Origin of the sequence: Kitasatospora sp. NPDC048365 (assembly GCF_043200835.1) — a bacterium.
Taxonomy (GTDB): Bacteria; Actinomycetota; Actinomycetes; order Streptomycetales; family Streptomycetaceae; genus Kitasatospora; species Kitasatospora terrestris.
Map to the genome: position 1 here is coordinate 85,113 of NZ_JBICYJ010000026.1, position 25,418 is coordinate 110,530.

The 25,418-nt window shown below is 72.5% G+C and carries 22 protein-coding genes; 7 read left to right on the top strand and 15 right to left on the bottom strand.

Annotation, left to right across the window (positions count from 1 at the left end; all coding sequences use genetic code 11):
* Positions 1-149 precede the first annotated feature (149 nt).
* On the top strand, positions 150-2,315 hold the full coding sequence (locus ACGFX4_RS25310) for an ATP-binding protein (protein ID WP_393078566.1): 2,166 nt from the start codon (positions 150-152) through the stop codon (positions 2,313-2,315).
* 64 nt (positions 2,316-2,379) lie between these two features.
* Here ACGFX4_RS25310 and rpsD read toward each other — a convergent pair whose 3' ends face one another.
* Entirely contained in the window at positions 2,380-2,994 is a 615-nt protein-coding gene (rpsD, locus tag ACGFX4_RS25315; RefSeq protein ID WP_035860039.1) for a 30S ribosomal protein S4, read from the bottom strand.
* A 314-nt stretch (positions 2,995-3,308) separates the two neighbouring features.
* Positions 3,309-4,658, bottom strand: a complete 1,350-nt coding sequence (locus ACGFX4_RS25320) for a replication-associated recombination protein A (RefSeq protein WP_393078569.1) — start codon at positions 4,656-4,658, stop codon at positions 3,309-3,311.
* Positions 4,659-4,731: 73 nt separating this feature from the next.
* Here ACGFX4_RS25320 and ACGFX4_RS25325 point away from each other — a divergent pair, with 73 nt between their 5' ends.
* A complete protein-coding gene (locus ACGFX4_RS25325) occupies positions 4,732-5,232 on the top strand; it encodes a VOC family protein (protein WP_393078572.1) in 501 nt (166 codons plus the stop codon).
* 49 nt (positions 5,233-5,281) lie between these two features.
* Here ACGFX4_RS25325 and ACGFX4_RS25330 read toward each other — a convergent pair whose 3' ends face one another.
* Positions 5,282-5,887, bottom strand: coding sequence for a hypothetical protein (locus tag ACGFX4_RS25330; protein ID WP_393078575.1), 606 nt, complete (start codon positions 5,885-5,887; stop codon positions 5,282-5,284).
* A 52-nt stretch (positions 5,888-5,939) separates the two neighbouring features.
* On the bottom strand, positions 5,940-6,761 hold the full coding sequence (gene ppk2, locus ACGFX4_RS25335; RefSeq protein ID WP_393078577.1) for a polyphosphate kinase 2: 822 nt from the start codon (positions 6,759-6,761) through the stop codon (positions 5,940-5,942).
* A 200-nt stretch (positions 6,762-6,961) separates the two neighbouring features.
* Here ppk2 and ACGFX4_RS25340 point away from each other — a divergent pair, with 200 nt between their 5' ends.
* The gene (locus ACGFX4_RS25340; protein WP_393078579.1) at positions 6,962-7,897 is read left to right on the top strand and encodes a LysR family transcriptional regulator; all 936 of its coding nucleotides are present in this window, start codon (positions 6,962-6,964) and stop codon (positions 7,895-7,897) included.
* On the opposite strand, the gene ACGFX4_RS25345 is transcribed toward ACGFX4_RS25340, so the two are convergent.
* The 4 genes from ACGFX4_RS25345 to ACGFX4_RS25360 form a co-directional block, all read right to left on the bottom strand.
* A complete protein-coding gene (locus tag ACGFX4_RS25345; protein ID WP_393078582.1) occupies positions 7,870-8,376 on the bottom strand; it encodes a GNAT family N-acetyltransferase in 507 nt (168 codons plus the stop codon). The genes ACGFX4_RS25340 and ACGFX4_RS25345 overlap by 28 nt on opposite strands.
* Positions 8,377-8,505: 129 nt before the next feature.
* Complete coding sequence (gene aspS / locus ACGFX4_RS25350) at positions 8,506-10,302, bottom strand: aspartate--tRNA ligase (protein ID WP_393078585.1); 1,797 nt, start codon at positions 10,300-10,302, stop codon at positions 8,506-8,508.
* Positions 10,299-11,561, bottom strand: a complete 1,263-nt coding sequence (gene hisS / locus ACGFX4_RS25355) for a histidine--tRNA ligase (RefSeq protein ID WP_393078587.1) — start codon at positions 11,559-11,561, stop codon at positions 10,299-10,301. The genes aspS and hisS overlap by 4 nt, the downstream gene beginning before the upstream one ends.
* Before the next feature lie 11 nt (positions 11,562-11,572).
* Positions 11,573-12,280, bottom strand: coding sequence for an MBL fold metallo-hydrolase (locus ACGFX4_RS25360; RefSeq protein WP_393078590.1), 708 nt, complete (start codon positions 12,278-12,280; stop codon positions 11,573-11,575).
* A gap of 219 nt (positions 12,281-12,499) precedes the next feature.
* Between ACGFX4_RS25360 and ACGFX4_RS25365 the strand changes: the two genes are divergently transcribed.
* Together ACGFX4_RS25365 and ACGFX4_RS25370 are read left to right on the top strand one after the other, a co-directional pair.
* Complete coding sequence (locus ACGFX4_RS25365; RefSeq protein ID WP_393078593.1) at positions 12,500-13,291, top strand: peptidylprolyl isomerase; 792 nt, start codon at positions 12,500-12,502, stop codon at positions 13,289-13,291.
* Positions 13,292-13,514: 223 nt separating this feature from the next.
* Positions 13,515-14,744: a DUF349 domain-containing protein gene (locus ACGFX4_RS25370; RefSeq protein ID WP_393078596.1), complete on the top strand. Its 1,230-nt coding sequence runs from the start codon at positions 13,515-13,517 to the stop codon at positions 14,742-14,744.
* 67 nt (positions 14,745-14,811) lie between these two features.
* On the opposite strand, the gene ACGFX4_RS25375 is transcribed toward ACGFX4_RS25370, so the two are convergent.
* The gene (locus ACGFX4_RS25375) at positions 14,812-16,086 is read right to left on the bottom strand and encodes a tannase/feruloyl esterase family alpha/beta hydrolase (protein ID WP_393078599.1); all 1,275 of its coding nucleotides are present in this window, start codon (positions 16,084-16,086) and stop codon (positions 14,812-14,814) included.
* A 200-nt stretch (positions 16,087-16,286) separates the two neighbouring features.
* On the opposite strand from ACGFX4_RS25375, the gene ACGFX4_RS25380 reads away from it, so the two are divergent.
* A complete protein-coding gene (locus tag ACGFX4_RS25380; RefSeq protein ID WP_393078602.1) occupies positions 16,287-17,411 on the top strand; it encodes a sensor histidine kinase in 1,125 nt (374 codons plus the stop codon).
* Positions 17,408-18,031 (top strand): response regulator, encoded by a 624-nt coding sequence (locus ACGFX4_RS25385; RefSeq protein WP_393078605.1) that lies wholly within the window; start codon positions 17,408-17,410, stop codon positions 18,029-18,031. The genes ACGFX4_RS25380 and ACGFX4_RS25385 overlap by 4 nt, the downstream gene beginning before the upstream one ends.
* A gap of 33 nt (positions 18,032-18,064) precedes the next feature.
* Here ACGFX4_RS25385 and ACGFX4_RS25390 read toward each other — a convergent pair whose 3' ends face one another.
* The 6 genes from ACGFX4_RS25390 to yajC all read right to left on the bottom strand — a co-directional run bounded on the left by ACGFX4_RS25390 (position 18,065) and on the right by yajC (position 25,417).
* Positions 18,065-18,841, bottom strand: coding sequence for a hypothetical protein (locus ACGFX4_RS25390; RefSeq protein WP_393078608.1), 777 nt, complete (start codon positions 18,839-18,841; stop codon positions 18,065-18,067).
* A gap of 76 nt (positions 18,842-18,917) precedes the next feature.
* A complete protein-coding gene (locus ACGFX4_RS25395; protein ID WP_393078660.1) occupies positions 18,918-21,338 on the bottom strand; it encodes a RelA/SpoT family protein in 2,421 nt (806 codons plus the stop codon).
* Between the two features lie 16 nt (positions 21,339-21,354).
* Complete coding sequence (locus tag ACGFX4_RS25400; protein WP_393078610.1) at positions 21,355-21,906, bottom strand: adenine phosphoribosyltransferase; 552 nt, start codon at positions 21,904-21,906, stop codon at positions 21,355-21,357.
* Positions 21,907-21,931: 25 nt separating this feature from the next.
* The gene (secF, locus tag ACGFX4_RS25405) at positions 21,932-23,044 is read right to left on the bottom strand and encodes a protein translocase subunit SecF (RefSeq protein ID WP_393078613.1); all 1,113 of its coding nucleotides are present in this window, start codon (positions 23,042-23,044) and stop codon (positions 21,932-21,934) included.
* A gap of 3 nt (positions 23,045-23,047) precedes the next feature.
* The gene (gene secD, locus ACGFX4_RS25410; protein WP_393078615.1) at positions 23,048-24,862 is read right to left on the bottom strand and encodes a protein translocase subunit SecD; all 1,815 of its coding nucleotides are present in this window, start codon (positions 24,860-24,862) and stop codon (positions 23,048-23,050) included.
* 150 nt (positions 24,863-25,012) lie between these two features.
* Positions 25,013-25,417: a preprotein translocase subunit YajC gene (yajC, locus tag ACGFX4_RS25415; RefSeq protein ID WP_393078618.1), complete on the bottom strand. Its 405-nt coding sequence runs from the start codon at positions 25,415-25,417 to the stop codon at positions 25,013-25,015.
* Position 25,418: the final 1 nt, after the last annotated feature.

Sequence of the window (25,418 nt, forward strand, 5' to 3'; positions counted from 1 at the left end):
ACCCCCGCCCCAGGTGGGACATTGCCGGTGGCGGCTCGGCCCTGTGTGCGAACACCCTGCGTAACCTACCGAGCGGTCACCTCGTTGGGCCCGATGGCCCGCGGATCGCGGGCGACACGTTTCGGGTTCCCAGAGACGGGGGCGTCAGGTTGTCCAGCGGATCGGCACCGGTGCAGCGGCACGGCAGGCTGCCCGCCGAGCTCACCAGCTTCATCGGCCGGGAGGCCGAACTCCGGTCGGTGGCGGAGTTGTTGAAGGTGTCACGGCTGGTCACCGTGACCGGCCCCGGCGGGGTCGGCAAGACCCGGCTGGCGCTGCGCGCGGCCGCGGCGGCGGCCGCGGACCATCCGGACGGCGCACACCTCGCCGAGGTCGGCCCGGTGCAGGACCCGCTGCTGCTCGGCCACGCGGTGCTGGAGGCCCTGCGGCTCACCGACCACACCGCCCGCCCGCCGCAGGACGTGCTGGTCGAGCAGCTCGCCGACCGCCGGCTGCTGCTGGTGCTGGACGGCTGCGAGCACCTGGTCGACGCCTGCGCCGAGCTGGTGGACGAGCTGCTGCGCGCGGTGCCGGGCCTGTCGGTGCTGGCCACCAGCCGTCAGTCGCTGCGGGTGGACGGCGAGCACCTGGTGCCGCTGGCGCCGCTGCCCGCCGAGCCGGCCTTCCCCGGCGCGGAGGCCGAGGCGGTGACGCTGTTCGCCGACCGGGCCGCCGCGGTGGTGCCGGGCTGGCGGCTGTCGGCGGCCAACCGGGCCGAGGTCGCGCTGCTCTGCCGCCGCCTCGACGGCATCCCGCTGGCCGTCGAGCTGGCCGCCGGCCGGCTGCGCGCGCTGTCGGTGGAGCAGATCGCCGCCCGGCTGGACGACCGCTTCCGGGTGCTCACCGGGGGCTCGCGCTCCGCTCCCCCGCGCCACCACACGCTGCGCACCACGATCGGGTGGAGTCACGAGCTCTGCACGATGCAGGAACGTTTACTCTGGGCCCGCCTCTCCGTCTTCGCGGGCGGCTTCGACCTGGACGCCGCCGAGTACGTGTGCGCCGGCGACGGCCTGGAGGCCGACGAGGTCCTGGAGCTGCTCGACTCGCTGGTCGACAAGTCGGTCCTGCTGCGGATCGACGACCCCGGCGGCATCCGGTTCCGGATGCTCGACACCCTGCGCGAGTACGGCGGCCAGTGGCTGCGGGCCGGCGGCGAGGACCACCGGCTGCTGTGCCGGCACCGCGACTGGTACCTGGGCGTCGCCACCTGGGGCGAGGTCGAGTGGTTCGGCCCGCGCCAGGCCGAGACCGCCGAGCGCACCCGGCTCGCCCACTCCAACCTGCGCGCCGCGCTGGAGTTCTGCCTGGCCGAACCGGGCGAGGAGCAGCTCGCCCTGGTGCTGGCCGGCACGCTCTGGTTCTACTGGGTCGGCTCCGGCCACCTCGGCGAGGGCCGGCACTGGCTGGACCGGGCACTGGCGCTCGCCCCGGAGCCCACCGAGGCCCGGGCCAAGGCGCTCTGGGTGACCGGCTACATGGCCACCCTGCAGGGCGACCTGACCCGGGCCCGCCCGGCCCTGGAGGAGTGCCGGCGGCAGGCGCTGGACACCGGCGACGACCGGGCGCTGGCGTACGCGGTGCACCGGCAGGGCTGCGCGGCGCTGATCGGCGACGAACCGCAGCGCGCCGCCGAGCTGTTCGAGGAGGCGCTGTGGCACTACAACACCATCGGCGAGCTGAACAGCAACGTGCTGATGGCAATGTTCGAGCTGGGCGTGGCCTACCTGTTCCTCGGTGACACCGACAGCGGCGACGCCTGGATCGAGCGGGTCCGGGAGATCTGCGAGGAGCACGGCGAGCAGTGGGCGTACGCCTACGGCCTCTACGCCATGGCCTACTCGAAGTGGACCAGCGGCGAGATCCGCCTGGCCCGGGCCTTCGCCCGGGAGTGCGTGCGGCTCAACCACCTCTTCCGCGACCTGCTGGGCATCGTGCTGGCGATGGACGTGCTCGCCCTGCTGGAGACCGAGGGGCCGGACACCGACCTGGTCGAGGCCCGGGTGCTGCAGGGCGCCGCGCACCGGCTCTGGCAGGCGGTCGGCACGCCGTTCTTCGGCTCGCGGACCTTCGGCGGCCCGCACCGCGAGTGCGAGCAGCGGGCCCGCGCCGGGCTGACCGACCAGGAGTTCACCGAGGCCTTCCGGCTCGGCAACGGCCTCGACCTGGACGCGGCGGTCCGCCGGGCGCTCGGCGGCGAGCTGTCCGGCCCGCCCGGCGGCGAGGGCCGCTCCGGCCCCCGCCCGCCCGTCCGGCCCTTCCCCGTCCCGGCCCGCTGAGGCCCGGGGAACGGGAAAAGCCCCCGTCCGGTCCGAGGACCGTACGGGGGCTTCCGCTCGCGGGTCAGCGCGAGTAGTACTCGACGACGAGCTGCTCGTCGCAGACGACCGGAACCTCGCGGCGCTGCGGCGCGCGGTCCAGACGGAAGGCCAGGGCCTTCAGGTTGACCTCGAGGTACTTCGGGGTCTGGCCCTCGCCGGCGTTGCCACCCTCGCGAGCCACCTGGAAGGGGACCTTCTCCTTGGACTTTTCCTTCACCGTGACGACGTAGCCCGGCTTCATCTGGAACGACGGCTTGTTGACCTTCGAGCCGTTGACCTCGATGTGACCGTGCACGACCATCTGGCGAGCCTGGTAGATGGTGCGGGCGATGCCCGAACGCAGGACCAGGGCGTCGAGGCGGACCTCCAGCAGGGCGACGAGCGCCTCACCGGTCTTGCCCTCGACCTTCTTGGCGGCCTCGAAGGCACGCGCCATCTGCTTCTCGCTGAGGTCGTACTGCGCGCGCAGACGCTGCTTCTCGGTCAGACGGACCTTGTAGTCAGAGTTCTGCTTGCGGCCACGGCCGTGCTGGCCGGGCGGGTACGGGCGGGCCTCGAAGTACTTGACGGACTTCGGGGTCAGCGGGACGCCAAGCGCGCGAGCGATCTTGACCTTGGGGCGCTTCTGGTTCGCCATGGAACCAATACCTCTTTCGGTTTTGCGAATACGGCTGTCACCAGGTGTTGACGGAGGACGCTTCTCGCGGTCCGGAGAAAAAACCGTCCGTCGCCGGATGGTCAGCCGCTCTCCGCGACCGGGCACTATGTGCTTGCACACAAGCGGCCCACCGACCGGGAAGGTGGTGGGCTGCCCGCGACACCGAAGACCGGTGCGCGCCGCTCCCGGGGAACCCCCTCGCGGAGGACCCCATTCGCTGCCCCGCTGGTGCGGTCGGTGGCTCCTCGCGGAACCCCGGACCCGGGACACACTCCCCGCAGTCTACAGGGCGATCACTCCCCCTTGAGCCGACCCCTGGTCCACTCCACGATGTCCGCGTACCGCGCCTCCCCGCCCCGCCGGGTCGGCCGGTAGTACTCCTTGCCGTGCACCGTGTCCGGCGCGTACTGCTGCGCGGCGATGCCCTCCGGCAGGTCGTGCGGGTACTGGTACCCCTTGCCGTGGCCCAGCTTGCCCGCGCCGCCGTAGTGCGCGTCCCGCAGGTGCGGCGGCACCGCCCCGGCCAGGCCCTGCCGGACGTCCGCCAGGGCCGCGTCGATCGCCAGGTACGCGGCGTTGGACTTCGGCGCCAGCGCCAGCGCGATCGCCGCCTGGGACAGGATGATCCGCGCCTCCGGGAAGCCGATCAGCGCCACCGCCTGGGCCGCCGCCACCGCCGTCTGCAGCGCGGTCGGGTCGGCCAGCCCGACGTCCTCGCTGGCCGAGATCATCAGCCGCCGGGCGATGAACCGCGGGTCCTCCCCCGCCTCGATCATCCGCGCCAGGTAGTGCAGCGTGGCGTCCACGTCGCTGCCGCGGATCGACTTGATCAGCGCGCTCGCCACGTCGTAGTGCTGGTCGCCGTCCTTGTCGTAGCGCACCGCCGCCTGGTTGACCGCCGTCTCCGTGGTCGCCAGGGTGAGCTCCGCCTCGCCCTTCTCCAGCGCCGCGCCCGCCGCCGCCTCCAGCGTGGTCAGCGCCCGGCGCGCGTCACCGCCCGCGAGCCGCACCAGGTGGTCCTCCGCCTCCTGGGTCAGCTCCACGCTCCCCGCGAGCCCCCGCTCGTCCGTGACCGCCCGGCGCAGCAGCGCGCGGACGTCCTCGTCGGTCAGCGACTCCAGGGTCAGCAGCAGCGAGCGGGAGAGCAGCGGCGAGATCACCGAGAAGTACGGGTTCTCCGTGGTCGCCGCGATCAGGGTCACCCAGCGGTTCTCCACGGCGGGCAGCAGCGAGTCCTGCTGGGCCTTGGAGAAGCGGTGGATCTCGTCCAGGAACAGGACCGTCTCGCGGCCGCTCATCCCGACCGCCCGGCGGGCGCCCTCGATGACCGCGCGGACCTCCTTCACGCCGTGGGTGATCGCCGACAGCTCCACGAAACGGCCCTCGACCGCCTGGCTGATCACGTGCGCCAGCGTCGTCTTCCCCGTCCCCGGCGGGCCCCAGAGGATCACCGAACTGGTCGCCGCCGGCCCCCGGGAGCCGGCCACCAGGCGGCGCAGCGGCGAGCCGTCCTTGAGCAGCTGGCGCTGGCCCGCGACCTCGTCCAGCGTGCGCGGCCGCATCCGCACGGCGAGCGGGGCGCGGCCCGGCTCGGAGGTCTGGCGTTCCTCGGCGGCGGCGGTGAAGAGGTCGGGTTCGTCCACGGGGGAAGCCTATGCGAGGGGGACGACACCACCGGTAGTTCGAATTTGAACCTGAACCGCGTACGCTGGGGACATGTCTGTACGCCGCCTCAACCACGCAGTGCTCTGGATCCGCGACCTCGACCGGTCGGTGGAGTTCTACCGCGACGTCTTCCGCTTCCAGGTCGACCACCTGATCCCGGGACGGGCCGCGTTCCTCTCCGCCCCCGGCAGCCTCAACGACCACGACCTCGGGCTCTTCGCCATCGGCGCCGGCGCCCCCGGCCCCGAGCAGGGCCGGGTCGGCCTCTACCACCTCGCCTGGGAGGTCGGCACCCTCGCCGAACTCGCCGAGCTCGGCGCGGAGCTCGCCGAACGCGGCGCGCTGGTCGGCTCCAGCGACCACCTCGTCTCCAAGTCCTTCTACGCGAAGGACCCCGACGGCAACGAGTTCGAGCTCATGTGGCGCGTCCCCCGCGAGGACTGGCCCCCGGCCGACAGCGACCTCCGCCCCGGCCCCCTCGACCTCGCCGGGTCCATCGACCGCTGGGGCCCCGACCTCGCCACCGGCTCCGCGGCAGGCTCCGCAACCTGATTCCCAGGGGCTCGTGGAGGCACCCCCCCGAGCCCCTGAAAGCAGTCCCCTACGGCCGGTGCAGCAGGGCTACGTCGAACTCCTCGATGCTCCGCACCCGCACGCCGGCCGCCTCCGCGGCCTTCGCCCGGAGCAGCGCCTGCGGCCCGCGCGAGGCGTCGAGCGCCGCCCGGTCGCGGAAGATCACGCCGACGGTTCCGACGCCCTTCTCACGGTCGATCAGCAGCGCCCCGCCGATGAACCCGTCGAGCGCCTCCAGCCCCTTCACCGCCGTCGCCTCGAACGTGCTCACCAGCCGGTCCGCCCCGCTCCCCGGCTCGAACTCGAGCCGGACCAGCCGGAACGCCGCGCCCTCGACGGGGTCGCCGCGCCGGGCGACGGCCGCCTCCCAGACGTCGACGGTCGCCGTGCCGCCGAACGCGCCGAGGACGTCCTCCCGCCAGCCCTTCATCGCCGTCAGGCTGGCCTGCTCGGCCTCCCGGGTCTCCCACCAGGAGCCGAGCAGGATCGTGCCGACCGTCCGGTCCACGAAGATGCTGGCGCCCCGGTACCCGTCCTGCTCGGTCAGCAGGCCGACGGCGTCGTCCTTGATCCGCTCGACGGTCCGGTCGACGCGTGCCGGATCGCCGGTCAGGTAGATGGTGCGGACATACATGATGTGGCCTCCCGTCCTGCCACTTCCATGGCACGCCCGCCCCGCCCGCCGGTCAACCGCTGAGCGTCGCCGCGTGGTCGGGGACGTACTTCTGCTGGTCGCGCGGGGGTCGCTGGTAGCCCCTGGACGGCGGCCGGGCCGGCAGTTCCACCTCGGGCCGGGCGATCTCCCGGTACGGCACCGAGGCGAGCAGGTGGGCGATCATGTTGATCCGGGAGCGCCGCTTGTCGTCGCTCTCCACCACGTTCCACGGCGCCTCGGGGATGTCGGTGTAGACGAACATCTCGTCCTTGGCCCGCGAGTAGTCCTCCCAGCGGGAGATCGACTCGACGTCCATCGGGGAGAGCTTCCACTGCCGCATCGGGTCGCCCAGCCGGTCGCGGAAACGCTTCTCCTGCTCGACGTCGCTGACCGAGAACCAGTACTTGCGGACCAGGATCCCGGCCTCGATCAGCATCCGCTCGAAGGTGGGGCACTGGTGCAGGAACTGCCAGTACTCCTCGTCCGTGCAGAAGCCCATCACCTTCTCCACCCCGGCCCGGTTGTACCAGGAGCGGTCGAACAGCACGATCTCGCCGCGGGCGGGCAGCTGCTCGACGTACCGCTGGAAGTACCACTGGCCGCGCTGGCGTTCGGTGGGGGCGGGGAGGGCTGCGATCCGGGCGACGCGCGGGTTCAGGTACTCCGTCACCCGCTTGATGGCGCCGCCCTTCCCGGCCGCGTCCCGGCCCTCGAAGACCACCACCAGCCGGACGCCCTCGGCCCTGACCCACTCCTGGAGCTTCACCAGCTCGTACTGCAGCCTGAGCAGTTCGCGCTCGTACGGCTTCTTGGCCAACCTCGCCGGCCGCCGCTTCTTCCCCGGATCCGCCACCCGTCACCCTCCGATCGACAAGCCGCTGACGATCACTCAGGCTACGTCCGGGGCGGCCGTACCGCAGGCCGGACACGCGTGCGGGGCCGGCACCGGCAGCCCCCCGTACCGCCGGTGCCGGTCACTCCCCCGGGTTGGCTGAGCAACTCTGGTACAGCCCCGCCCTCCGGGTCCAATTACCCCTTCCATAGCCTTGGGGCATGGACATGGACACCCGGCTGCTGCGGTACTTCGCCGCGGTCTGCGAGGAGGGGCAGCTGACCGCCGCGGCCGCCCGGCTGCGGATAGCCCAGCCCACCCTGACCAAGCAGATCCGCCGCCTGGAGGAGCAGCTCGGGGTGCAGCTGTTCCGGCGCTCCCGGGCGGGCATGGTGCCCACGCCGGCGGGCCAGGTGCTGGCCGGACGGGCCGGCTTCCTGCTGGCCGGCTGGGACGAGGCGCTGCGTGCCACCCGGGAGGCGGCGAACCGGGCCGGCGGGGTGCTGCGGGTCGGGTTCGAGGGGGCGACCATCAACCTGGTCGGCCGGGCCATCGTCGAGGAGTTCGCCCTCCGGATGCCGGGCTGGCAGGTGCAGATGCGGCAGAACAACTGGTTCGACGAGACGTCGGGGCTGCTCACCGGGGACATCGACCTGGCGCTGTGGCACGCCCCGCCGAGCATCACCGACCGGTACGGCTGCGCCGATCTGGGGACGGAGGAGCGCTGGGCGGCCCTCGCCGCCGACCATCCGCTGGCGGCCCGCGCGGAGCTGGACTTCGCCGAGCTGCTGGACGAGGAGTTCGTGGCGATCCCGCAGGAGGCGGGCCACTGGCGGGACTACTGGCTGGGCGTCGAGGAGCGGCGCGGCCACCCGGTGCGGATCGGCGCGGTGGCGCACAACGCGGACGAGTGGCTGGCGGCGGTGGCGTGCGGGCAGGGCATCGGGTTCGCCCCGCAGTCGATGAGCCGGCTGGCGGCCCGACCGGACGTGGTCCACCGTCCGGTGCGCGGGCTGAGCGCGAGCCGGGTGGGCCTGTACTGGCCGCTGGACCGGCCGCTGACCCCGGCGATGGCGGCGTTCGCGCGCTGCTGCCAGGGGCACATCGAGGTCCAGCACCGGCCGTCGGATCAGACGGCGGCGAACGGGGTCGGGTAGCGGCAGACACCCTTGGGCGTGCCGTCGTACCCGGGGAGCTGCAGGGTCTGGAAGTATGCCCCGTCGACCGGGAACGGGCCGCTGACCCCGTGCCGGGCGGCCGGGCCGAAGCCGAACCGGGCGTAGTACGCGGGGTCGCCGAGCACCACCACCAGCTTCTCGCCGGCCTGTTCGGCGGCGTCCAGCGCGGCCCGGACCACCAGGGTGCCGATGCCCTTGCGCTGCCACTCCGGCGCGACCGCGACCGGCGCCAGCGCCAGGCCCCGGCCGTTGCCGATCTTCAGCCGGGTGAGCAGCGCGTGGCCGATCACCACGCCCCGGGCGTCCACCGCGACCACCGAGAGGTCCGGCAGGAAGGCCGGGTCGCGGCGGAGCGCGTCCACCAGGTCGGCCTCCTCCGGCCCGGGGAAGGCCGCCATGTGCACCCGCCTGGTCTCGGCGGTGTCCGACGGAAGTTCAACTCTGGTTCGTACGGTCATCGTTCGACCCCTCTTACGGTCTGCACGGCACTGTGCAGCACGCCGGCCCCGGGCGGTGCGAGCCTACCGTGAAGCAGGTCACACCGGCCGGGGCCGGGGAAATCGTGGCGGGCAAATCGTTACCCGGGGTCAGCTCTCGCCGGCCTCGGCCTTGGCGGCCTCCTTGGGCTCCTTGGCCTTCGGCTGGGCGTCCACACCGGCCTCCCGGCGCTGCGCCGGGGTGATCGGGGTGGGCGCGCCGGTCAGCGGGTCGCCACCGGTGGACGTCTTCGGGAAGGCGATGACGTCGCGGATGGTGTCGTAGCCGCCCAGCAGGGTGACCACGCGGTCCAGGCCGAGGGCGATGCCGCCGTGCGGCGGCGGGCCGTAGTTGAAGGCGTCCAGCAGGAAGCCGAACTGCGAGGCCGCCTCCTCCTCGGAGAGGCCGATCGCGTCGAAGGCCCGCTTCTGCACGTCCCGCTGGTGGATACGGATCGAACCGCCGCCCAGCTCCGAGCCGTTGAGGACCAGGTCGTAGGCGTTCGACAGGGCGGAGCCCGGGTCGGTGTCGAAGGTGGCCAGCGACTCGGCGGTCGGCGCGGTGAACGGGTGGTGCACCGCGTGCCAGCCCTGGAACTCGCCCTTGTCGTCCTCGATCGGCTCGAACATCGGGAAGTCGACCACCCAGAGGAAGGCCCACTGCGACTCGTCGATCAGGTTGCAGCGGCGGCCGATCTCCAGGCGGGCGGCGCCGAGCAGCTCCTGCGAGGGGGTCTTCTTGCCGGCCGCGAAGAACACCGCGTCGCCCGGCTTGGCACCCGCGGCGGCGGCGAGGCCGGCCAGGTGCTCCTCGGAGAGGTTCTTGGCGACCGGGCCGCGCAGCTCGCCGGTCTCGGCGTCCACCAGGACGTACGCCAGGCCGCGGGCGCCGCGCGCCTTGGCCCAGTCCTGCCAGGCGTCCAGCTGCTTGCGCGGCTGCGAGGCGCCGCCCGGCATGACCACGGCGCCGACGTACGGGGCCTGGAACACGCGGAACTCGGTGCCCTTGAAGTACTCGGTGAGGTCGGTCAGCTCCTGGCCGAAGCGGACGTCCGGCTTGTCCGAGCCGTAGCGCGACATCGCGTCGGCGTAGGACAGGCGCGGCAGCGGGTTCGGGACCTCGTAGCCGTGCGTCTCCTTCCAGATCCGCGCGACGATCTTCTCGCCGAGGGCCAGGATGTCCTCCTGGTCGACGAAGGAGGCCTCGATGTCCAGCTGGGTGAACTCCGGCTGCCGGTCGGCGCGGAAGTCCTCGTCGCGGAAGCAGCGGGCGATCTGGTAGTAGCGCTCCATGCCGGCCACCATCAGCAGCTGCTTGAACAGCTGCGGCGACTGCGGCAGGGCGTACCAGTGGCCCGGCTGCAGGCGGACCGGCACCAGGAAGTCGCGCGCGCCCTCGGGGGTCGAGCGGGTCAGGTACGGGGTCTCGATGTCGAGGTAGTCGTTCTCCTCCATCACCGTGCGGATGATGTGGTTGACCTTGGAGCGCAGGCGCAGCGCGCGGGCCGGGCCCTCACGGCGGAGGTCCAGGTAGCGGTAGCGCAGGCGCACCTCCTCGTTGACCGAGCCGGGCTCGTACTCGGCGACCTGGAACGGCAGCGCGGCCGCCTCGGAGAGCACCTCGATGGACTCGACCACGACCTCGACCGAGCCGGTCGGGATGTCGGGGTTCTCGTTGCCCTCGGGGCGGACCCGCACGTCACCGACGACCTTGACGCAGTACTCGGAGCGCAGCCCGTGCACCGACTCCAGGTCGCGGACCACGATCTGCACGGTGCCGGAGGCGTCGCGCAGATCGATGAAGGCCACACCGCCGTGGTCACGGCGGCGGGCGACCCAGCCGGCCAGGGTGACGGTGGTGCCGGCGTGCTCCGCGCGGAGCGTGCCCGCGTCGTGCGTGCGGATCACAGCTGCTTCTCCTTCAGGGTGGGTACGAGCGCCTCGAGGGCGACGGGGGTCTGCTCGCCGGACTCCATGTCCTTGAGCTGGACCACGCCTTCGGCGAGGTCCCGGTCGCCGGCGACGACGGCGAACCGTGCGCCGGACCGGTCGGCGGACTTCATGGCGTTCTTGATGCTCTTGACGCCGAACGCCAGGTCGGTGGCGACGCCGGCCCGGCGCAGCTCGACGACCTTGGCGAACAGGACGTTCTTCGCCTCCTCGCCGAGCGCGACGGCGTACACCGCGGTGGCGGCGGGCAGGTCGAGGGCGACGCCCTCGGCCTCCATCGCCAGGAAGGTGCGGTCGACGCCGAGCGCCCAGCCGACCGACGGCAGTGCCGGTCCGCCGATCATCTCGGACAGGCCGTCGTACCGGCCGCCACCACCGATCGCGGACTGCGCGCCGAGGCCGCCGTGCACGAACTCGAAGGTGGTGCGGGTGTAGTAGTCGAGGCCGCGGACCAGCTTCGGGTCGTCGGTGAAGGCCACCCCGGCGAGGGTCAGCAGCTCGCGGACCTTCTCGTCGTACGCCTTGCACTCCTCGCAGAGGAAGTCGCGCAGCATCGGGGCGTCGGTGAGCTGGGCCTGCACCGACTCGCGCTTGTCGTCGAGGACCCGCAGCGGGTTGATCTCGGCGCGGCGGCGGGTGTCCTCGTCCAGGTCGAGGCCGGACAGGAAGTCGATCAGCGCGGCGCGGTAGACCGGGCGGCACTGCTTGTCGCCGAGGCTGTTGAGCAGCAGCGAGTAGTTCGACAGCCCGAGCGAGCGGAAGGCGTCGTCGGCCAGGATGATCAGCTCGGCGTCCAGCGCCGGGTCCTCGGCGCCGATCGCCTCCGCGCCGACCTGCGAGAACTGGCGGTAGCGGCCCTTCTGGGCGCGCTCGTAGCGGTAGTACGAGCCGGAGTACCAGAGCTTGACCGGCAGGTTGCCCTGCTTGTGCAGGTTGGCCTGGAGGGCGGCGCGCAGCACCGAGGCGGTGCCCTCGGGGCGCAGCGCGAGCTCGTCGCCGCCGCGCGTGGTCAGGTTGTACATCTCCTTGGTGACGATGTCCGTGGACTCGCCGACACCGCGGGAGAACAGCTTCACGTCCTCGAAGACCGGGGTCTCGATGTAGCCGTAGCCGGCCCGGCGCGCGGGCGCGGAGATCGCCTCGCGGATCGCCAGGAACGTCGCCGAGCTGGGCGGCAGCAGGTCGTAGGTGCCCTTGGGGGCGGTGAAGGTGTTCAACTTCTCTTCCGTCACATTCCTCGTCGCGGGAAGGCCGGAGCGCTCTGCGCTCCCGCCGCCTGCTTGAGGTAGGGGTTGGAGGCGCGCTCTCGGCCGATGGTGGTCTGGGAGCCGTGGCCGGAGAGGACCACGGTCGCGTCGTCGAGGGGCAGGCACACCCGGGCCAGCGACCGCATGATCGCCGCGCTGTCCCCGCCCGGGAGGTCCGTGCGCCCGATGGAGCCGGCGAACAGCAGGTCGCCCGAGAACAGCACCGGTGGGATGTCGTTCTGCGAAGGCGTCCGGAAGGTCACCGACCCCTTGGTATGGCCGGGCGCGTGGTCGACGGTGAGCTCCAGGCCGGCGAGCTCCAGGACGCTGCCGTCCTTCAGCTCGCGGACGTCGTCCGGCTCGCCGACCGTGATCGAGCCCATGATCTGCTGGCCGAGCGAGCGCCCGAGGCCGCGGGCCGGGTCGGCCATCATGTAGCGGTCCTCGGGGTGGATCCACGCCGGGACGTTCCGCGCGCCGCAGACCGGCACGACCGAGGCGATGTGGTCGATGTGCCCGTGGGTGAGCAGCACCGCGACCGGCTTCAGCCGGTGCTCGCGGATCAGCTCCTCGACGCCCTCGGCCGCCTCGTGGCCCGGGTCGACGATCACGCACTCCTCGCCGGCGGCGGGCGCAACCAGGTAGCAGTTGGTGCCCCAGGCCCCGGCAGGGAATCCGGCGACGAACACGGCGGGTCCTCGTATCGATTCGGTAGCGGTCGGTGTGGTCTCCCCGCAGCCTACCGGCGGGACGGCGCCGGTAGCGAACCAGATGTCGGTGCGCCAGTCAGGGGATTCTCATTCACGGCTGATCTCGTACTTACGCACGGGATCCCTACACTTGGCCGCCGATGGGTGCGATGATCCGCACCGCAAGGATTTTCGTCAGCTATGTAGGAGACACGGCCGGTGGTCACCAGCGAACAGCGGCGGCGGCAGCTCGCCCGCGAGAAGTACGAGCGCCAGACGGAGCGCCGGGCGCAGGCCGCGAAGCAGCGCAAGCAGCGCAGCGCGATCACCGGCGGCGTGCTCGCCCTCGTGGTCGTCGCGGGCGTCACCGCCGTGGCGACGGGCGCCTTCTCCTCGGACGACAAGAAGGACTCGGGCGCGCAGGCCGCCCCGACCGCGGCGGTCACCCCGGTCAAGGGCTGCTCCGCCCCGGCCGCCGGCCAGCCGAACGGCAAGCAGTGGCAGACCGAGCCGGCGATGTCGGTCGACGCCAAGGCGACCTACACCGCGACGCTGGACACCAGCTGCGGCAAGATCACCGTCCAGCTGGACGCCGCCAAGGCCCCGCACACGGTCAACAGCTTCGCCTTCCTCTCCGGCGAGCAGTACTTCGACCACACCAAGTGCCACCGCCTGACCACCGAGGGCATCTACGTCCTGCAGTGCGGCGACCCGCAGGGCACCGGCATGGGCTCCCCCGGCTACAAGTTCGCCGACGAGAACCTGACCGGCGCGACCTACCCGGCCGGCACCCTGGCGATGGCCAACTCGGGCCCGGGCACCAACGGCAGCCAGTTCTTCCTGGTCTACAAGGACACCCAGCTGCCGCCCAGCTACACCCCGTTCGGCAAGATCACCGGCGGCATGGACGTGCTGCAGAACATCGCCGCCGGCGGTGTCCAGGGCGGTGGCGGCGACGGCGCCCCGGTCGCCAACGTGGCGCTCAACGCGGTCACCACCGCCAAGGGCTGAGCCACCGGCTCAGCGCCGCGCGAAATTCGACCAGCGCCGGATGCGGACAGCACCGGCGCTGGTCGCCTATGTTGCTGTTGTATAGGGTGCCCAGACCGTCGGCCGTCACCCTCGGCACAACAACCACGACGGCTCGGACGGCGGGCTCCATCGGTCCGCCGCACATCAACTGTGGACGACGTCCGCGATCCCGCGGGACCGGACGTCATGTGGAGGAGGCGCTGTGAGCAGCGATCCGTGGGGCCGTGTCGACGAGCAGGGGAACGTCTACGTCAGGACGGCCGAGGGCGAACGCCTCGTCGGCTCCTGGCAGGCCGGCTCGCCCGAGGAGGCCCTCGCCTACTTCGAGCGCAAGTACCAGGGCCTGGAGGCCGAGATCGGCCTGCTGGAGCACCGGGTCCGCAAGACGGACCTGGCCGCCAAGGAGGCGCACACCGCGCTCGAGCACCTGCGCGCGCAGGTGGTCGAGGCCCACGCGGTCGGCGACCTGGACGCGCTCGCCAAGCGCCTCGACACCCTGAACGGCGAGATCGACTCCCGTCAGAACGAGCGCAAGGCCGCCCGCGCCAAGGCCCAGGAGGAGACCCGCGCCGCGAAGGAGGCGCTGGTCGCCGAGGCCGAGCAGCTGGCCGAGTCCCAGCAGTGGCGGGAGGCCGGCGACCGGCTGCGCGCCCTGGTGGACAGCTGGAAGGCCATGCCGCGGCTGGACCGCAAGAGCGACGACGAGCTGTGGCACCGCTTCTCGCACGCCCGCTCGGTGTTCTCCAAGCACCGCAAGGCGCACTTCGCCGCGCTCGACTCCGAGCGCGACCAGGCCCGCGCGGTCAAGGAGAAGCTGGTCGCCGAGGCCGAGGCGCTCTCCGACTCGACCGACTGGGGCAACACCGCCGCCGAGTACCGCGACCTGATGACGCAGTGGAAGGCCGCCGGCCGCGCCCAGCGCGACGCCGAGGAAGAGCTGTGGGCCCGCTTCCGCGGCGCCCAGGACGTCTTCTTCCAGGCCCGTTCCGCCGCGTTCAGCGAGCGCGACGCCGAGCAGGGCGAGAACCAGAAGGCCAAGGAGGCCCTGCTGGTCGAGGCCGAGGCGCTGCTGCCGATCTCCGACCTGAAGGCCGCCAAGGCCGCGCTGCGCGAGATCAACGAGCGCTGGGAGGCGATCGGCCACGTCCCGCGCGACGCCCGGCCGAAGCTGGACGGGCGGCTCAACACCGTCGAGCGCGCGATCCGCGAGGCCGAGGACGCCGAGTGGCAGCGCACCAACCCCGAGGCCAAGGCCCGCGCCGCCGGCATGACCGGCCTGCTCCAGGCCGCCGTGGACAAGCTCCAGGGCGACCTCGACAAGGCCCGCGCGGCCGGCAACGCGAGCAAGGTCGCCAAGCTGGAGTCCGAGCTGGCGGGCCGCAAGGCCCTGCTCGACCAGGCGCAGAAGTCCCTCGAGGAGTTCTCCGGCTGACAGCGGTCGCGGCCCGCGAGGGGCGCGGGGGGACCGTCCGGTCCCCCCGCGCCCCTCGCGCGTTCCGCTAGCGGGTCCAGGCCACCAGTTCGTCGAAGGCCGCGACGAAGTCCTGCTGCATCGGCCGGGTTCCGGCCGGGTCCAGCGCGACCAGCCCGTCGGTGTGGGTGCCGCCCTCGATCCGGTGGTACCGATGCAGCGGCCCGCGGCCCGCGTCGCGGACCATCGCGTCGTAGACGTCCCCGCTCCGGGTGATCGGCACCAGCGCGTCCAGCGTCCCCTGGATCGAGACCAGCGGCCGTCCGATCCGCCCGGTCAGCGACACCCGCGCGACCGCGTCGTGCACCCGCTCGGGCCGGGCCGCGTAGTCGTAGTCGGTGTCGCAGCCGGCCCCGGTGCCCTCCGGGCAGAACGGCGTGCCGGCCTCGGCGGCGCCGTCGTACTCGGGGTCGAGCTCCTCGCGGACGGTCCGCTGCAGCGAGTCCCACAGGACGTTCCAGTGGTAGCCCCACAGTTTCTCGCTGCCCACCGGGATCCCGGCGGCGTACATCGCCTCCTGCGCGCCGGGCTCGTGCCGGGCGTAGCGGGGGTAGGCGCGCAGCACGGGCGGCAGGTCGGCCAGCAGGCTGGGCGACTCGCGGGTGAAGAGCAGCGCGTTCCAGTCCACCCCGCCGGTGTACAGCTGCGGGTAGTGCTCCAGCTGCCAGCGCACCAGGTACCCGGCGGCCGACAGACCGGCCGCGTAGGTGCGGGCGGGCGGCCTGCCGTAGTGCCGGGCGGCCACCGCCTTCGCGGCGACGGTCAGTTGGGCGACCCGCCGGTGCCACTCCAGGATCGCGTCACCCGGCCGCTCGCCGTCCCGGTACAGCTCGGGGCCGTTGTTGCCCTTGTCGGTGGAGGCGTAGGCGAAGCCCTTGGCGAGCACCTGGTCGCCGATGATCCGGTCACTGGCGTACTGCTTGCGGGTGCCGGGCGGCCCCGCGACCACCAGGCCGCCGTTCCAGTGCGCGGGGAGCCGGATCACGAACTGGCTGTCGTGGTTCCAGCCGTGGTCGGTGTTCATGGTGGAGCTGTCCGGGAAGTAGCCGTCCAGCTGGACGCCGGGCACCCCCGACGGGTCGACCGTGCCGGGCAGTTGCAGGCCCGCCCAGTCGGCCGGGTCGGTGTGGCCGCCGGCCACCGTACCGGCGGTGGTGAGGTCGTCCAGGCAGGCGCCGACCACCCGCTCCGCGCCGGGCACCCGCAACCGGTCCGCCCGGCAGCCCTGCGCCGCCTCACCCACCGCCGGAGCCAGGCCCACGCACACCACCGCGGCCACCACCACCGCATACCTACGCCACATCACGACCTCCACGGGTCCGGGTCTCGGGAACGGCACCGACGCTAGGCGGCGGCGCCCGGCGGTCACGAGTGCCGGCCGGTCAGTCCCCGTACGCCGGAGGGCACATGACCTTCGGCCAGACCTCCGCCGGCCCCGGTTCCCCTGCTCCCCGGGCCGCGTAGGGTGTCCGGGACCGCACGCCGCGAGGACGGGGAGACCGGATGGACCCGCACGCCCGCCCCGTCCCCTGGGTGCCGCCGGTGCTGTACGCGGCAGTCCTGGTCGGCGGCGGCTACCACGCGGTGCTCGCCGGGCGGCCGCTGCTCGCCGCCGGCCCGGCCGGGTTCGCCGCCGGGCTGCTCCTGCTCGCCGCGCTCGACCTGCTGGAACGCCGGCCGGCCGCGCCCCGGGCCGCGCTGCTCGCGGCCCGCTTCCTGGCCTGCGCCGGGGTCGCCGCGCTGGACCCGTCGGGGGTCTCCCGGGCGCTGTTCGTCCTGGTCCCGTTCTCCGCGTACTTCGCTTTCGGCCGCACCGTCGCCCTCGCCACCGCCGGGCTCTGCCTGGCCGCCCTGCTGACCGGCTTCACGCTCGCCGTGCCGCACTGGTGGGAGCAACCCGCGTACGTCTCCGACCTGCTGATGTCCGTGCTGGGCCTGGCGCTGGCGCTCTCCATGGCGGGCGCGACCGTCGCCGCCCGCCGCTCCCGTGCCCGGCTGGCCCGGTACGCGGCCCGGGTCGCGGAGCTGTCCGCCGCCGAGGAGCGGGTCCGGGTCGCCCGGGAGATCCACGACAGCGTCGGCCACCATCTCACCGCCGCGGCGATCCAGTTGGAGAAGGCCGAGGCGTTCCGGCCGCTCGACCCGGCCGTGGCGGACCGGGCGGTGGCGGACGCCCGGCGGTCCGCCGGCCGCGCGCTGGAGGAGGTCCGCGCCTCGGTGAGCGCGCTGCGCGAGGCCCGCCCGTTCTCGCTCGCCGCCGCGCTCGGCGAACTGGCCGCGGCCGATCCCGCCGTCGACCTCGACCTGACCGGCGACGAGGACGGCTGGGACGGCCACGCCCTGACCGCCCTGCACCGCGCCGCGCAGGAGGCGGTCACCAACGCCCGCCGGCACGCCGGGGCCGACCGGATCGGGATCCGGATCGCCCTGGACCGTACCCGGGCCCGGCTGACCGTCACCGACAACGGCCCCGGCCTGCGGGCCGCCGCCCCCGGCAACGGCCTGCGCGGCATGCGCGAGCGGGTGGAGGCCCTCGGCGGCACCCTGCGGCTGGCCGACCGCCCGGCCCCCGGCCCGAGCGGCGCCGTGGTCACCGTGGTGCTGCCCGCCGCGGGGGCCGCCCGGTGACCGCCGCGGTACGCGTCCTGGTGGTCGACGACCAGGAGCTGGTCCGCGAGGGCATCGCCTCGCTGCTCGGCCTCCAGCCGGGCATCGCCGTGGTCGGCACCGCCCCGGACGGCGACCGGGCCGTCGAGCTCGCCGTCGAACACCGGCCCGACGTCGCCCTGGTGGACGTCCGGATGCCCGGCCCGGACGGCATCGCCACCGCGGCCGCCCTCGCCGCCCGGGTGCCGGGCTGCCGGGTCGTCATGCTGACCACCTTCGACGACCGGGCGTACGTGGCGGGCGCGCTGCGCGCCGGCGCCGTCGGCTACCTGCTGAAGAACCTCCCGGCCGCCGAGCTCGCCCGCGCCGTCCGGCTGGCCCACGCCGGGGTCGCCCAGCTCGACGCCGGCGTCCTGGCCGGGCTGGCCGAGGCCCCGACCGCCGCCCCCGCCGAGCTGACCGGCCGCGAACGCGAGGTCCTGCGGATGGTCTCCTCCGGCGCGACCAACCGCGAGATCGCCGCCCGGCTGTACGTCAGCGAGGGCACGGTGAAGAACCACGTCTCGCGGATCCTCGACCGGCTGGGCCTGCGCGACCGCACCCAGGCCGCGCTGTACGCCCGCGACCACGGCCTGCTCTGAGGCCGGGCGGCCGGTCAGACGGCGTGGGGCCGGTCAGACCGTCGTGGGGCCGCCGCCCGAGCCGGTCTTCCGCCGCAGCTCGTCCAGGTCGACCGACCGGTCCGGCGGCGGGGCGGTGGCCGGGACCGGCACGCCGAAGTCGGTGAAGTCGATGCCGCCCACCTCCGGGCCGGTGGCCTTCTCCAGCCGCAGCGGGTACGGACGGCCCTCGGTGGCGACGTACAGGGTGCCGGGCTCGCCCTCGTTGCGGCCGGTCACGGTGACCGCGGGGATGCCGCGCAGCGTGGTGCGCGGGCCCTTGGCGACGTCGACGGCGTTGCGGCCGATCGAGTCGGCGAGGTCGTCGAGGTCGCAGAGCGAGGCGACGTCGGCGAAGTCGGCGTCGTCGGCGGTGGTCCTCAGGTAGCGGTCGCCGACCAGGTCGGAGACGGCGGAGCCGCCGTGGGTGGCCCAGAACGCCGCGTCCGGCTTGATCCACAGGTCGTTGCCGATCTTGACCAGGGTGAAGCCGCCGTCCGAACCGAGGGTCATGGTGCCGGCGCAGTTGGCGCCGGTGTCCAGCGCCAGGTCGAGGCCGATCTGCTCGCCGTCGCTGGTGAGCGCCCCGGCCGCGCGGGCCGAGCGGCCCTCCTTGAGCGCCTGGACGGACCGGCCGACCAGCTGCTGCGCCGAGAGTTCGGCGACCCCGTTCTCACCGGTCGGGGTCGGGGCGGGGGCGGCCGCCTGTTCGGTGCTCTCCCCGCATCCGGCGGCGCCCAGCAGCGCGCAGCCCGCCAGTGCGAGGGTGCCCAGTATCCTGCCGCTGCCCACGGAACCTCCTCGGTGTGCCCCCGCCCCCGTCCGGCCAGTGTCGGCGGGACGGGGGCGGGGCGCACTCCGGGCTGGGCTACTTGCGGGCGGAGGTCACCCGGTACACGTCGTAGACGCCCTCGACGCCGCGGACGGCCTTGAGCACGTGACCGAGGTGCTTGGGGTCGCCCATCTCGAAGGTGAAGCGGCTCATCGCCACCCGGTCGCGCGAGGTCTGCACGGCCGCCGAGAGGATGTTGACGTGCTGGTCGGACAGCACCCGGGTGACGTCCGAGAGCAGCCGGGAGCGGTCCAGCGCCTCGACCTGGATGGCGACCAGGAAGACCGAGGACTGGGTGGCCGCCCACTCGACCTCGATCATGCGCTCCGGCTGCTCCTTCAGGGACTCCACGTTGACGCAGTCGGCGCGGTGCACCGAGACGCCGTTGCCGCGGGTGACGAAGCCGACGATCGGGTCGCCGGGCACCGGGGTGCAGCAGCGCGAGAGCTTGACCCAGAGGTCGTCCACGCCCTTGACGATCACGCCCGGGTCGCCCTTGGCCCGGCGCCGCATGGCGCGCGGCTGGTGCGGCGGGGTGGCCGTCTCGGCGAGGTCCTCGACCGCGCCCTCCTCGCCGCCCATGGCCTGGACGAGCTTCTGGACGATGTGCTGCGCGGCGACGTGGCCCTCGCCGATCGCCGCGTAGAGCGAGGAGATGTCCGGGTAGCGCATCTCGTGCGCCAGGGTGACCAGGGAGTCGCCGGTGAGGATCCGCTGGATCGGCAGGCCCTGCTTGCGCATCGCCCGGGCGATGGCCTCCTTGCCCTGCTCGATCGCCTCCTCGCGACGCTCCTTGGAGAACCAGGCGCGGATCTTGTTGCGGGCGCGCGGCGACTTGACGAAGGTGAGCCAGTCCCGGGAGGGGCCGGCGTTCTCCGCCTTGGACGTGAAGACCTCGACCGTGTCGCCGTTCTCCAGGGTCGACTCCAGCGGCACCAGGCGGCCGTTGACCCGGGCCCCTATGCAGCGGTAGCCGACCTCGGTGTGCACCGCGAAGGCGAAGTCCACCGGGGTGGCCTGCGCGGGCAGGGCTATCACGTCGCCCTTGGGCGTGAAGACGAAGACCTCGTTGGTGGAGAGGTCGAAGCGCAGCGACTCGAGGAACTCGCTCGGGTCCTCGGTCTCCTTCTGCCAGTCGAGCAGCTGGCGCAGCCAGGCCATCTCGTTGACCGCGTCGGCCTTGTCGTGCTTGCGGCTGGCCGCCGGGCTGTCGGTGCGGACCTTGGAGGCGCCCGCGACGGCCCGCTGCTTGTACTTCCAGTGCGCGGCGATGCCGTACTCGGCGCGGCGGTGCATGTCGAAGGTGCGGATCTGCAGCTCGACGGGCTTGCCACCGGGGCCGATCACCGTGGTGTGCAGCGACTGGTACATGTTGAACTTGGGCATCGCGATGTAGTCCTTGAACCGCCCCGGCACCGGGTTCCACCGCGCGTGGATGGTGCCCAGCGCCGCGTAGCAGTCGCGGACGGTGTCGACCAGGACCCGGATGCCCACCAGGTCGTAGATCTCGGCGAAGTCGCGGCCCCGCACGATCATCTTCTGGTAGACCGAGTAGTAGTGCTTCGGCCGACCGGTGACCTGCGCCGTGATCCGGGCGCCCCGCAGGTCGCCCTGGACCTGGTCGATCACGGTGGCCAGGTACTCGTCGCGCTTGGGGGCGCGCTCGGCGACCAGCCGGACGATCTCGTCGTACATCTTGGGGTAGAGGATCGCGAAGGCGAGGTCCTCCAGCTCCCACTTGATGGTGTTCATACCCAGCCGGTGCGCCAGCGGGGCGTAGATCTCCAGGGTCTCGCGGGCCTTCTTCTCCTGCTTCTCCCGCTTGAGGTAGCGCATGGTGCGCATGTTGTGCAGGCGGTCGGCCAGCTTGATCACCAGGACGCGCGGGTCCTTGGCCATCGCGACGACCATCTTGCGGACGGTCTCGGCCTGCGCGGCCTCACCGAACTTGACCCGGTCGAGCTTGGTGACGCCGTCCACCAGCAGGGCGACCGAGTCGCCGAAGTCCTGGCGGAGCGTCTCCAGGCCGTAGTCGGTGTCCTCGACGGTGTCGTGCAGCAGGCCCGCCATCAGCGTCGGGGCGTCCATGCCCAGCTCGGCGAGGATGGTGGCCACGGCGAGCGGGTGGGTGATGTACGGGTCGCCGCTCTTGCGCTTCTGGCCGCGGTGCCACTTCTCGGCGACCGCGTAGGCCTTCTCGATCTCCTTGAGCAGCGCGGGGTCTGCCTTGGGGTCGTTCGCCCGGATGGTGCGGAACAGCGGCTCCAGCACCGGATTGACCGTGGTGGAGCGCTGGCCGCCGAGTCGCGCCAGTCGGGCGCGCATGCCACCCGGCGAGGGGCGCGGCGCGGTGGTCGGCGTGGGCACAACCTCGTCCGGCAAGAACACTCCTAGAGAGAAGGGTGAACCTTCATGGTACCGACTGGTCGGCCCACCCCGCGCTCGGCACCCGCGCAGCGGCGGGCCGGTCGGTTCAGACCGTGATCAGGGTCTCCAGGGGCGCGCCGCCCAGGTGCGGCACCAGGCGCTCGCGGCCGGGCAGGAAGCCGAGCTCCATCAGCACGACCACGCCGACCAGCTCGGCGCCGGCCTCCTGGACCAGGTCCAGCGAGGCGGCGATGGTGCCGCCGGTGGCCAGCACGTCGTCGACGACCAGCACCTTCTCACCGGGGGCGAAGGCGTCGCACTGCACCTCGAGGGTGGCCGAGCCGTACTCCAGGTCGTACGAGCGGGCAAAGACCGCGCCGGGCAGCTTGCCCTTCTTGCGGATCGGCACGAAGCCGAGCCCGGCGGCGAACGCCGCCGGGGCCGCGAGCACGAACCCCCGCGCCTCCAGACCGACCACCTTGGTCGCACCCAGTGCCACGGCCCGGTCGGCGAGCGCCCGGGTCAGGGCCCCGAAAGCCTCGGCGTCCGCCAGCAGCGGAGCGATGTCCTTGAACAGGACGCCGGGCTTCGGGTAGTCGGGTACGTCCTTGATCCGGCTGTTGAGCAGCTCGGTCAGGGCGGTGTCGGTGGAGGTCACGGGGGTTCCTAGCGTCGGGGCGGGGTCAGCGCTTGCCGGACGGGCGGCCCTTGGCACGGGACCGGCTGACCGGCTGGTTACGCTGACCGACCATACCCGCCGGCAGCTCCTCGTCCTCGAACTCCTCGCCGTCGGGGACGTCGCCCCGCTCGGCGGCCTCGGCCGCGGCCTTGGCGTCGGAGGCGCGGCGCAGCGCGACCTTCTTGGCCAGCGCCTTCATGTCCGGCTGCATCTCCTTGAGCTGCGCGAGCAGCGGGGTGGCGACGCAGATCGAGGAGTAGGCACCGGCCGCGAGGCCGATGAACAGCGCGAGCGAGATGTCGTTCAGGGTGCCGGCACCGAGCAGGCCGCCACCGATGAACAGCAGCGCGGCGACCGGGAGCAGAGCGACGACCGTGGTGTTGATGGAGCGCACCAGGGTCTGGTTGAGGCCGTGGTTGGCGGCCTCGGAGTAGGTCAGCTTGCTCTGCTTGGTCAGGCCCCGGGTGTTCTCCTTCACGGTGTCGAAGACGACGACCGTGTCGTAGAGCGAGTAGCCGAGGATGGTCAGGAAGCCGATCACGGTGCCCGGGGTGACCTCGAAGCCCACCAGGGCGTACACGCCGATGGTGATCAGGAGGTCGTGGATCAGGGCGACCAGGGCGGCCAGTGCCATCCGCCACTCGAAGGCGATGGCCAGGTAGATGGTGACCAGCACCATGAAGATCACCAGGCCGAGCAGGGCCTTCTTGGAGATCTCGTCACCCCAGCTGGGGCCGATCACCTGGGCGCTGATCTGGTCCTGCGGCACGCCGAGGTCCTTGGACAGCTCCGTGGTGAAGGTGCTCGCCTCGATCGAGTTCTCGGCACTCACCTGGATCCGGACGTCGCCCTTGTCGGTCGACTGGACCAGCGGGGTGGTCGAGTTGGTGATCTTGTTGGCGGCGTCCTGGGCCTGCGAGACCGTCAGGCCGGGCTTGTGCACGGTGTAGACCGAGCCGCCCTTGAACTCGATGCCCAGGTGCAGGCCCATGGCCAGGCCGATGGCCGCGACCAGGACGATCACGCCGGAGATCGAGTACCAGATCTTGCGCTTGCCGACGAAGTCGAAGCTGACCTCGCCCTGGTAGAGCCGGTGACCGATGTTGCGCAGAGACATGGGTCAGGCCTCCTTGGCGGCGGCGGGACGGCGACGGCCGCCGCGGATCGGCGGACGGGCGCCGAGGCGCTTCGGGTCCAGGCCGGACCACGGGTGGCCACTGGCGAAGAACTTGGTACGGGCGAGCAGGGTGATCAGCGGCTTGGTGAACAGGAAGATCACCACGACGTCGAGCAGGGTGGTCAGGCCCAGGGTGAAGGCGAAGCCCTGCACCTTGCCGACCGAGACCAGGTACAGCACCGCGGCACACAGGAAGGACACGAAGTCCGAGACCAGGATGGTGCGGCGGGCGCGCGGCCAGGCGCGCTGCACGGCGGACTTCAGCGGAGCGCCCTCGCGGACCTCGTCGCGGATGCGCTCGAAGTACACGATGAAGGAGTCCGCGGTGATGCCGATCGCGACGATGGCGCCGCAGACCGCGGGCAGGTTGAGCGCGAAGCCGATGCCGGCGCCCAGCAGGCTCATGATCGAGTAGGTCAGCGCCGCCGAGACGACCAGACCGGCGATCGAGACCAGGCCGAGGCCGCGGTAGTAGACCAGCGAGTAGGCGACCACCAGGATCATGCCGATCAGGCCGGCGATCAGGCCCGCCTTCAGCTGCTCGCCGCCGAGCTGCGGGGAGACGGTGGTGACGTCGCTCTTCACGAAGTCCAGCGGGAGGGCGCCGAAGCTCAGCACGTTGGCGAGCGACTTGGCCTCCTCCTGGCTGAACGAGCCGGAGATCTGCGCGGAGCCGCCGGTGATCGCGGTCTGCACGTACGGGTGGGAGACCACCTTGCCGTCGAGCACGATCGCGAACTGGTTGGCCGGGGTGGCCTGGGCGGCGAGCTTGCCCGTGGTGTCGGCGAACGCCTTGGAACCGGCGTCGTCGAAGTTCAGCAGGACCTGCCAGCCGCCGGCGCTCTGGGTGTCGAAGGCGGCCTGCGCCTTGGAGACGTCCTGGCCGTTCACGGCGACGCCGCCGAGCGCGAACTTGTACCAGAGGCCGCTCTCGGCGTCGTACGAGCAGGCGACCGTGTTGGCGGCGGTGTCGTTCGACTTCTGGTAGTTCAGGCGCTGCGCGGGGACGGAGCAGTCCAGCGCGGCGAACTGCTGCTGCAGCTCCGGCGGGACGGTGCCCTGGGTCATCGCGGCCGACAGGTCGGCGGCGGACGGCGCGGAGGCGGCGGCGCTCGGGGATCCGGCGGCGGCACTCGGCGAGGCGGCACCGGAGGCGCTCGCGGAACCCGACGCGGTCGGGTCGGCCATCAGCGCGCCGGAGACGGCGCGGCCGGCCTTGGAGGCGCTGGCGCTCGGGGAGGCGGCCTTCGAGGCGCTCGCGCTCGGGGAGCCGGCGGCCGCCGAGGCGGACGCGGAGGCGCTCGGGGAGGCGGCAGCACCGGAGGCGGTGGCCGACGGCGACGGGGAGGCCTGGGCCTGGACACCGGTCGGGGCCAGCGCCAGCACCGGACGGAAGTAGAGCTTGGCGGTCTCGCCGACCTGCTCCACCGACGCCTGCGTGTTACCACCGTCGGGGATGTTGACGATGATGTTGCTGTCGCCCTGGGTCTGGACCTCCGCCTCGGAGACACCCATGCCGTTGACGCGCTTCTGGATGATCCCGACCGCGATGTCCATGTTGGACTTGTTGATGGCGGAGGGATCGTCCGACTTCGCGGTCAGCGTCACGCTGGTACCACCGGCGAGGTCGATTCCGAGACGCGGCGTCTTGTGACCCGTCCCGAACATGAGGGCGACCAGCCCGACGGTCACCACCAGGATGAGCGCCAGCGCCCGTCCCGGGTAGCCGTCGCGCGGGCGCGACTTGGGTGTTGCCACCTTGCTCGTTTCTCCCTGTCCATGCCGCCGCGCATCGCGCCCTCCTCCCCCTCGCGGAGGGCGGACGGGCGGGACCGGCGCGCGGCGGCCCTGAGGTCCTGTGGGCTTGCGGCGGATGCCGCAGTGGTCGGGGTTGCGCCCCGAACCGTACTACTTGCTCTCGGGAGCCTCACCGTTGGCGGTGGCCTCGTCCGAATCGCCGGTCTTGTCGCCGTCCTTGTCGAGGCTCAGCGGCTTCTCGGCGGCGTCGTCCGCCTCCGGCTCGCTCTCCTCGAGCGGGCGGCCGTTGATGATCGCGTCGTACTCGAGGGGCTCCAGGACGGCCGCGATGGCGCCCTTGATGTAGTGGGCCACCACACCCGGGGCGATCTCGAGCTCGACGGTCTCCTCGTTGACCGCCTTCACCATGGCGTACATGCCGCCGATGGTGCGCACGCCCGATCCCGGCTGCAGCGCGGTCTGCATCTGCTGCTGCTGGGACTGGCGCTTCTTCTGAGAGCGGAACATCAGGAAGATCGCCACGAGCGGGAGGAGGAAGATAAGAAGGTTAGCCACA

Bases quoted from the DNA above. Each gene is read 5' to 3' on its own strand.
- ACGFX4_RS25345 (WP_393078582.1), bottom strand. From the start codon at position 8,376: ATGACCGTACGAACCAGAGTTGAACTTCCGTCGGACACCGCCGAGACC.
- rpsD (WP_035860039.1), bottom strand. From the start codon at position 2,994: ATGGCGAACCAGAAGCGCCCCAAGGTCAAGATCGCTCGCGCGCTTGGC.
- secF (WP_393078613.1), bottom strand. From the start codon at position 23,044: ATGTCTCTGCGCAACATCGGTCACCGGCTCTACCAGGGCGAGGTCAGC.
- ACGFX4_RS25340 (WP_393078579.1), top strand. From the start codon at position 6,962: ATGGACATGGACACCCGGCTGCTGCGGTACTTCGCCGCGGTCTGCGAG.
- ACGFX4_RS25325 (WP_393078572.1), top strand. From the start codon at position 4,732: ATGTCTGTACGCCGCCTCAACCACGCAGTGCTCTGGATCCGCGACCTC.
- ACGFX4_RS25380 (WP_393078602.1), top strand. From the start codon at position 16,287: ATGGACCCGCACGCCCGCCCCGTCCCCTGGGTGCCGCCGGTGCTGTAC.
- ACGFX4_RS25375 (WP_393078599.1), bottom strand. From the start codon at position 16,086: ATGTGGCGTAGGTATGCGGTGGTGGTGGCCGCGGTGGTGTGCGTGGGC.
- ACGFX4_RS25330 (WP_393078575.1), bottom strand. From the start codon at position 5,887: ATGTATGTCCGCACCATCTACCTGACCGGCGATCCGGCACGCGTCGAC.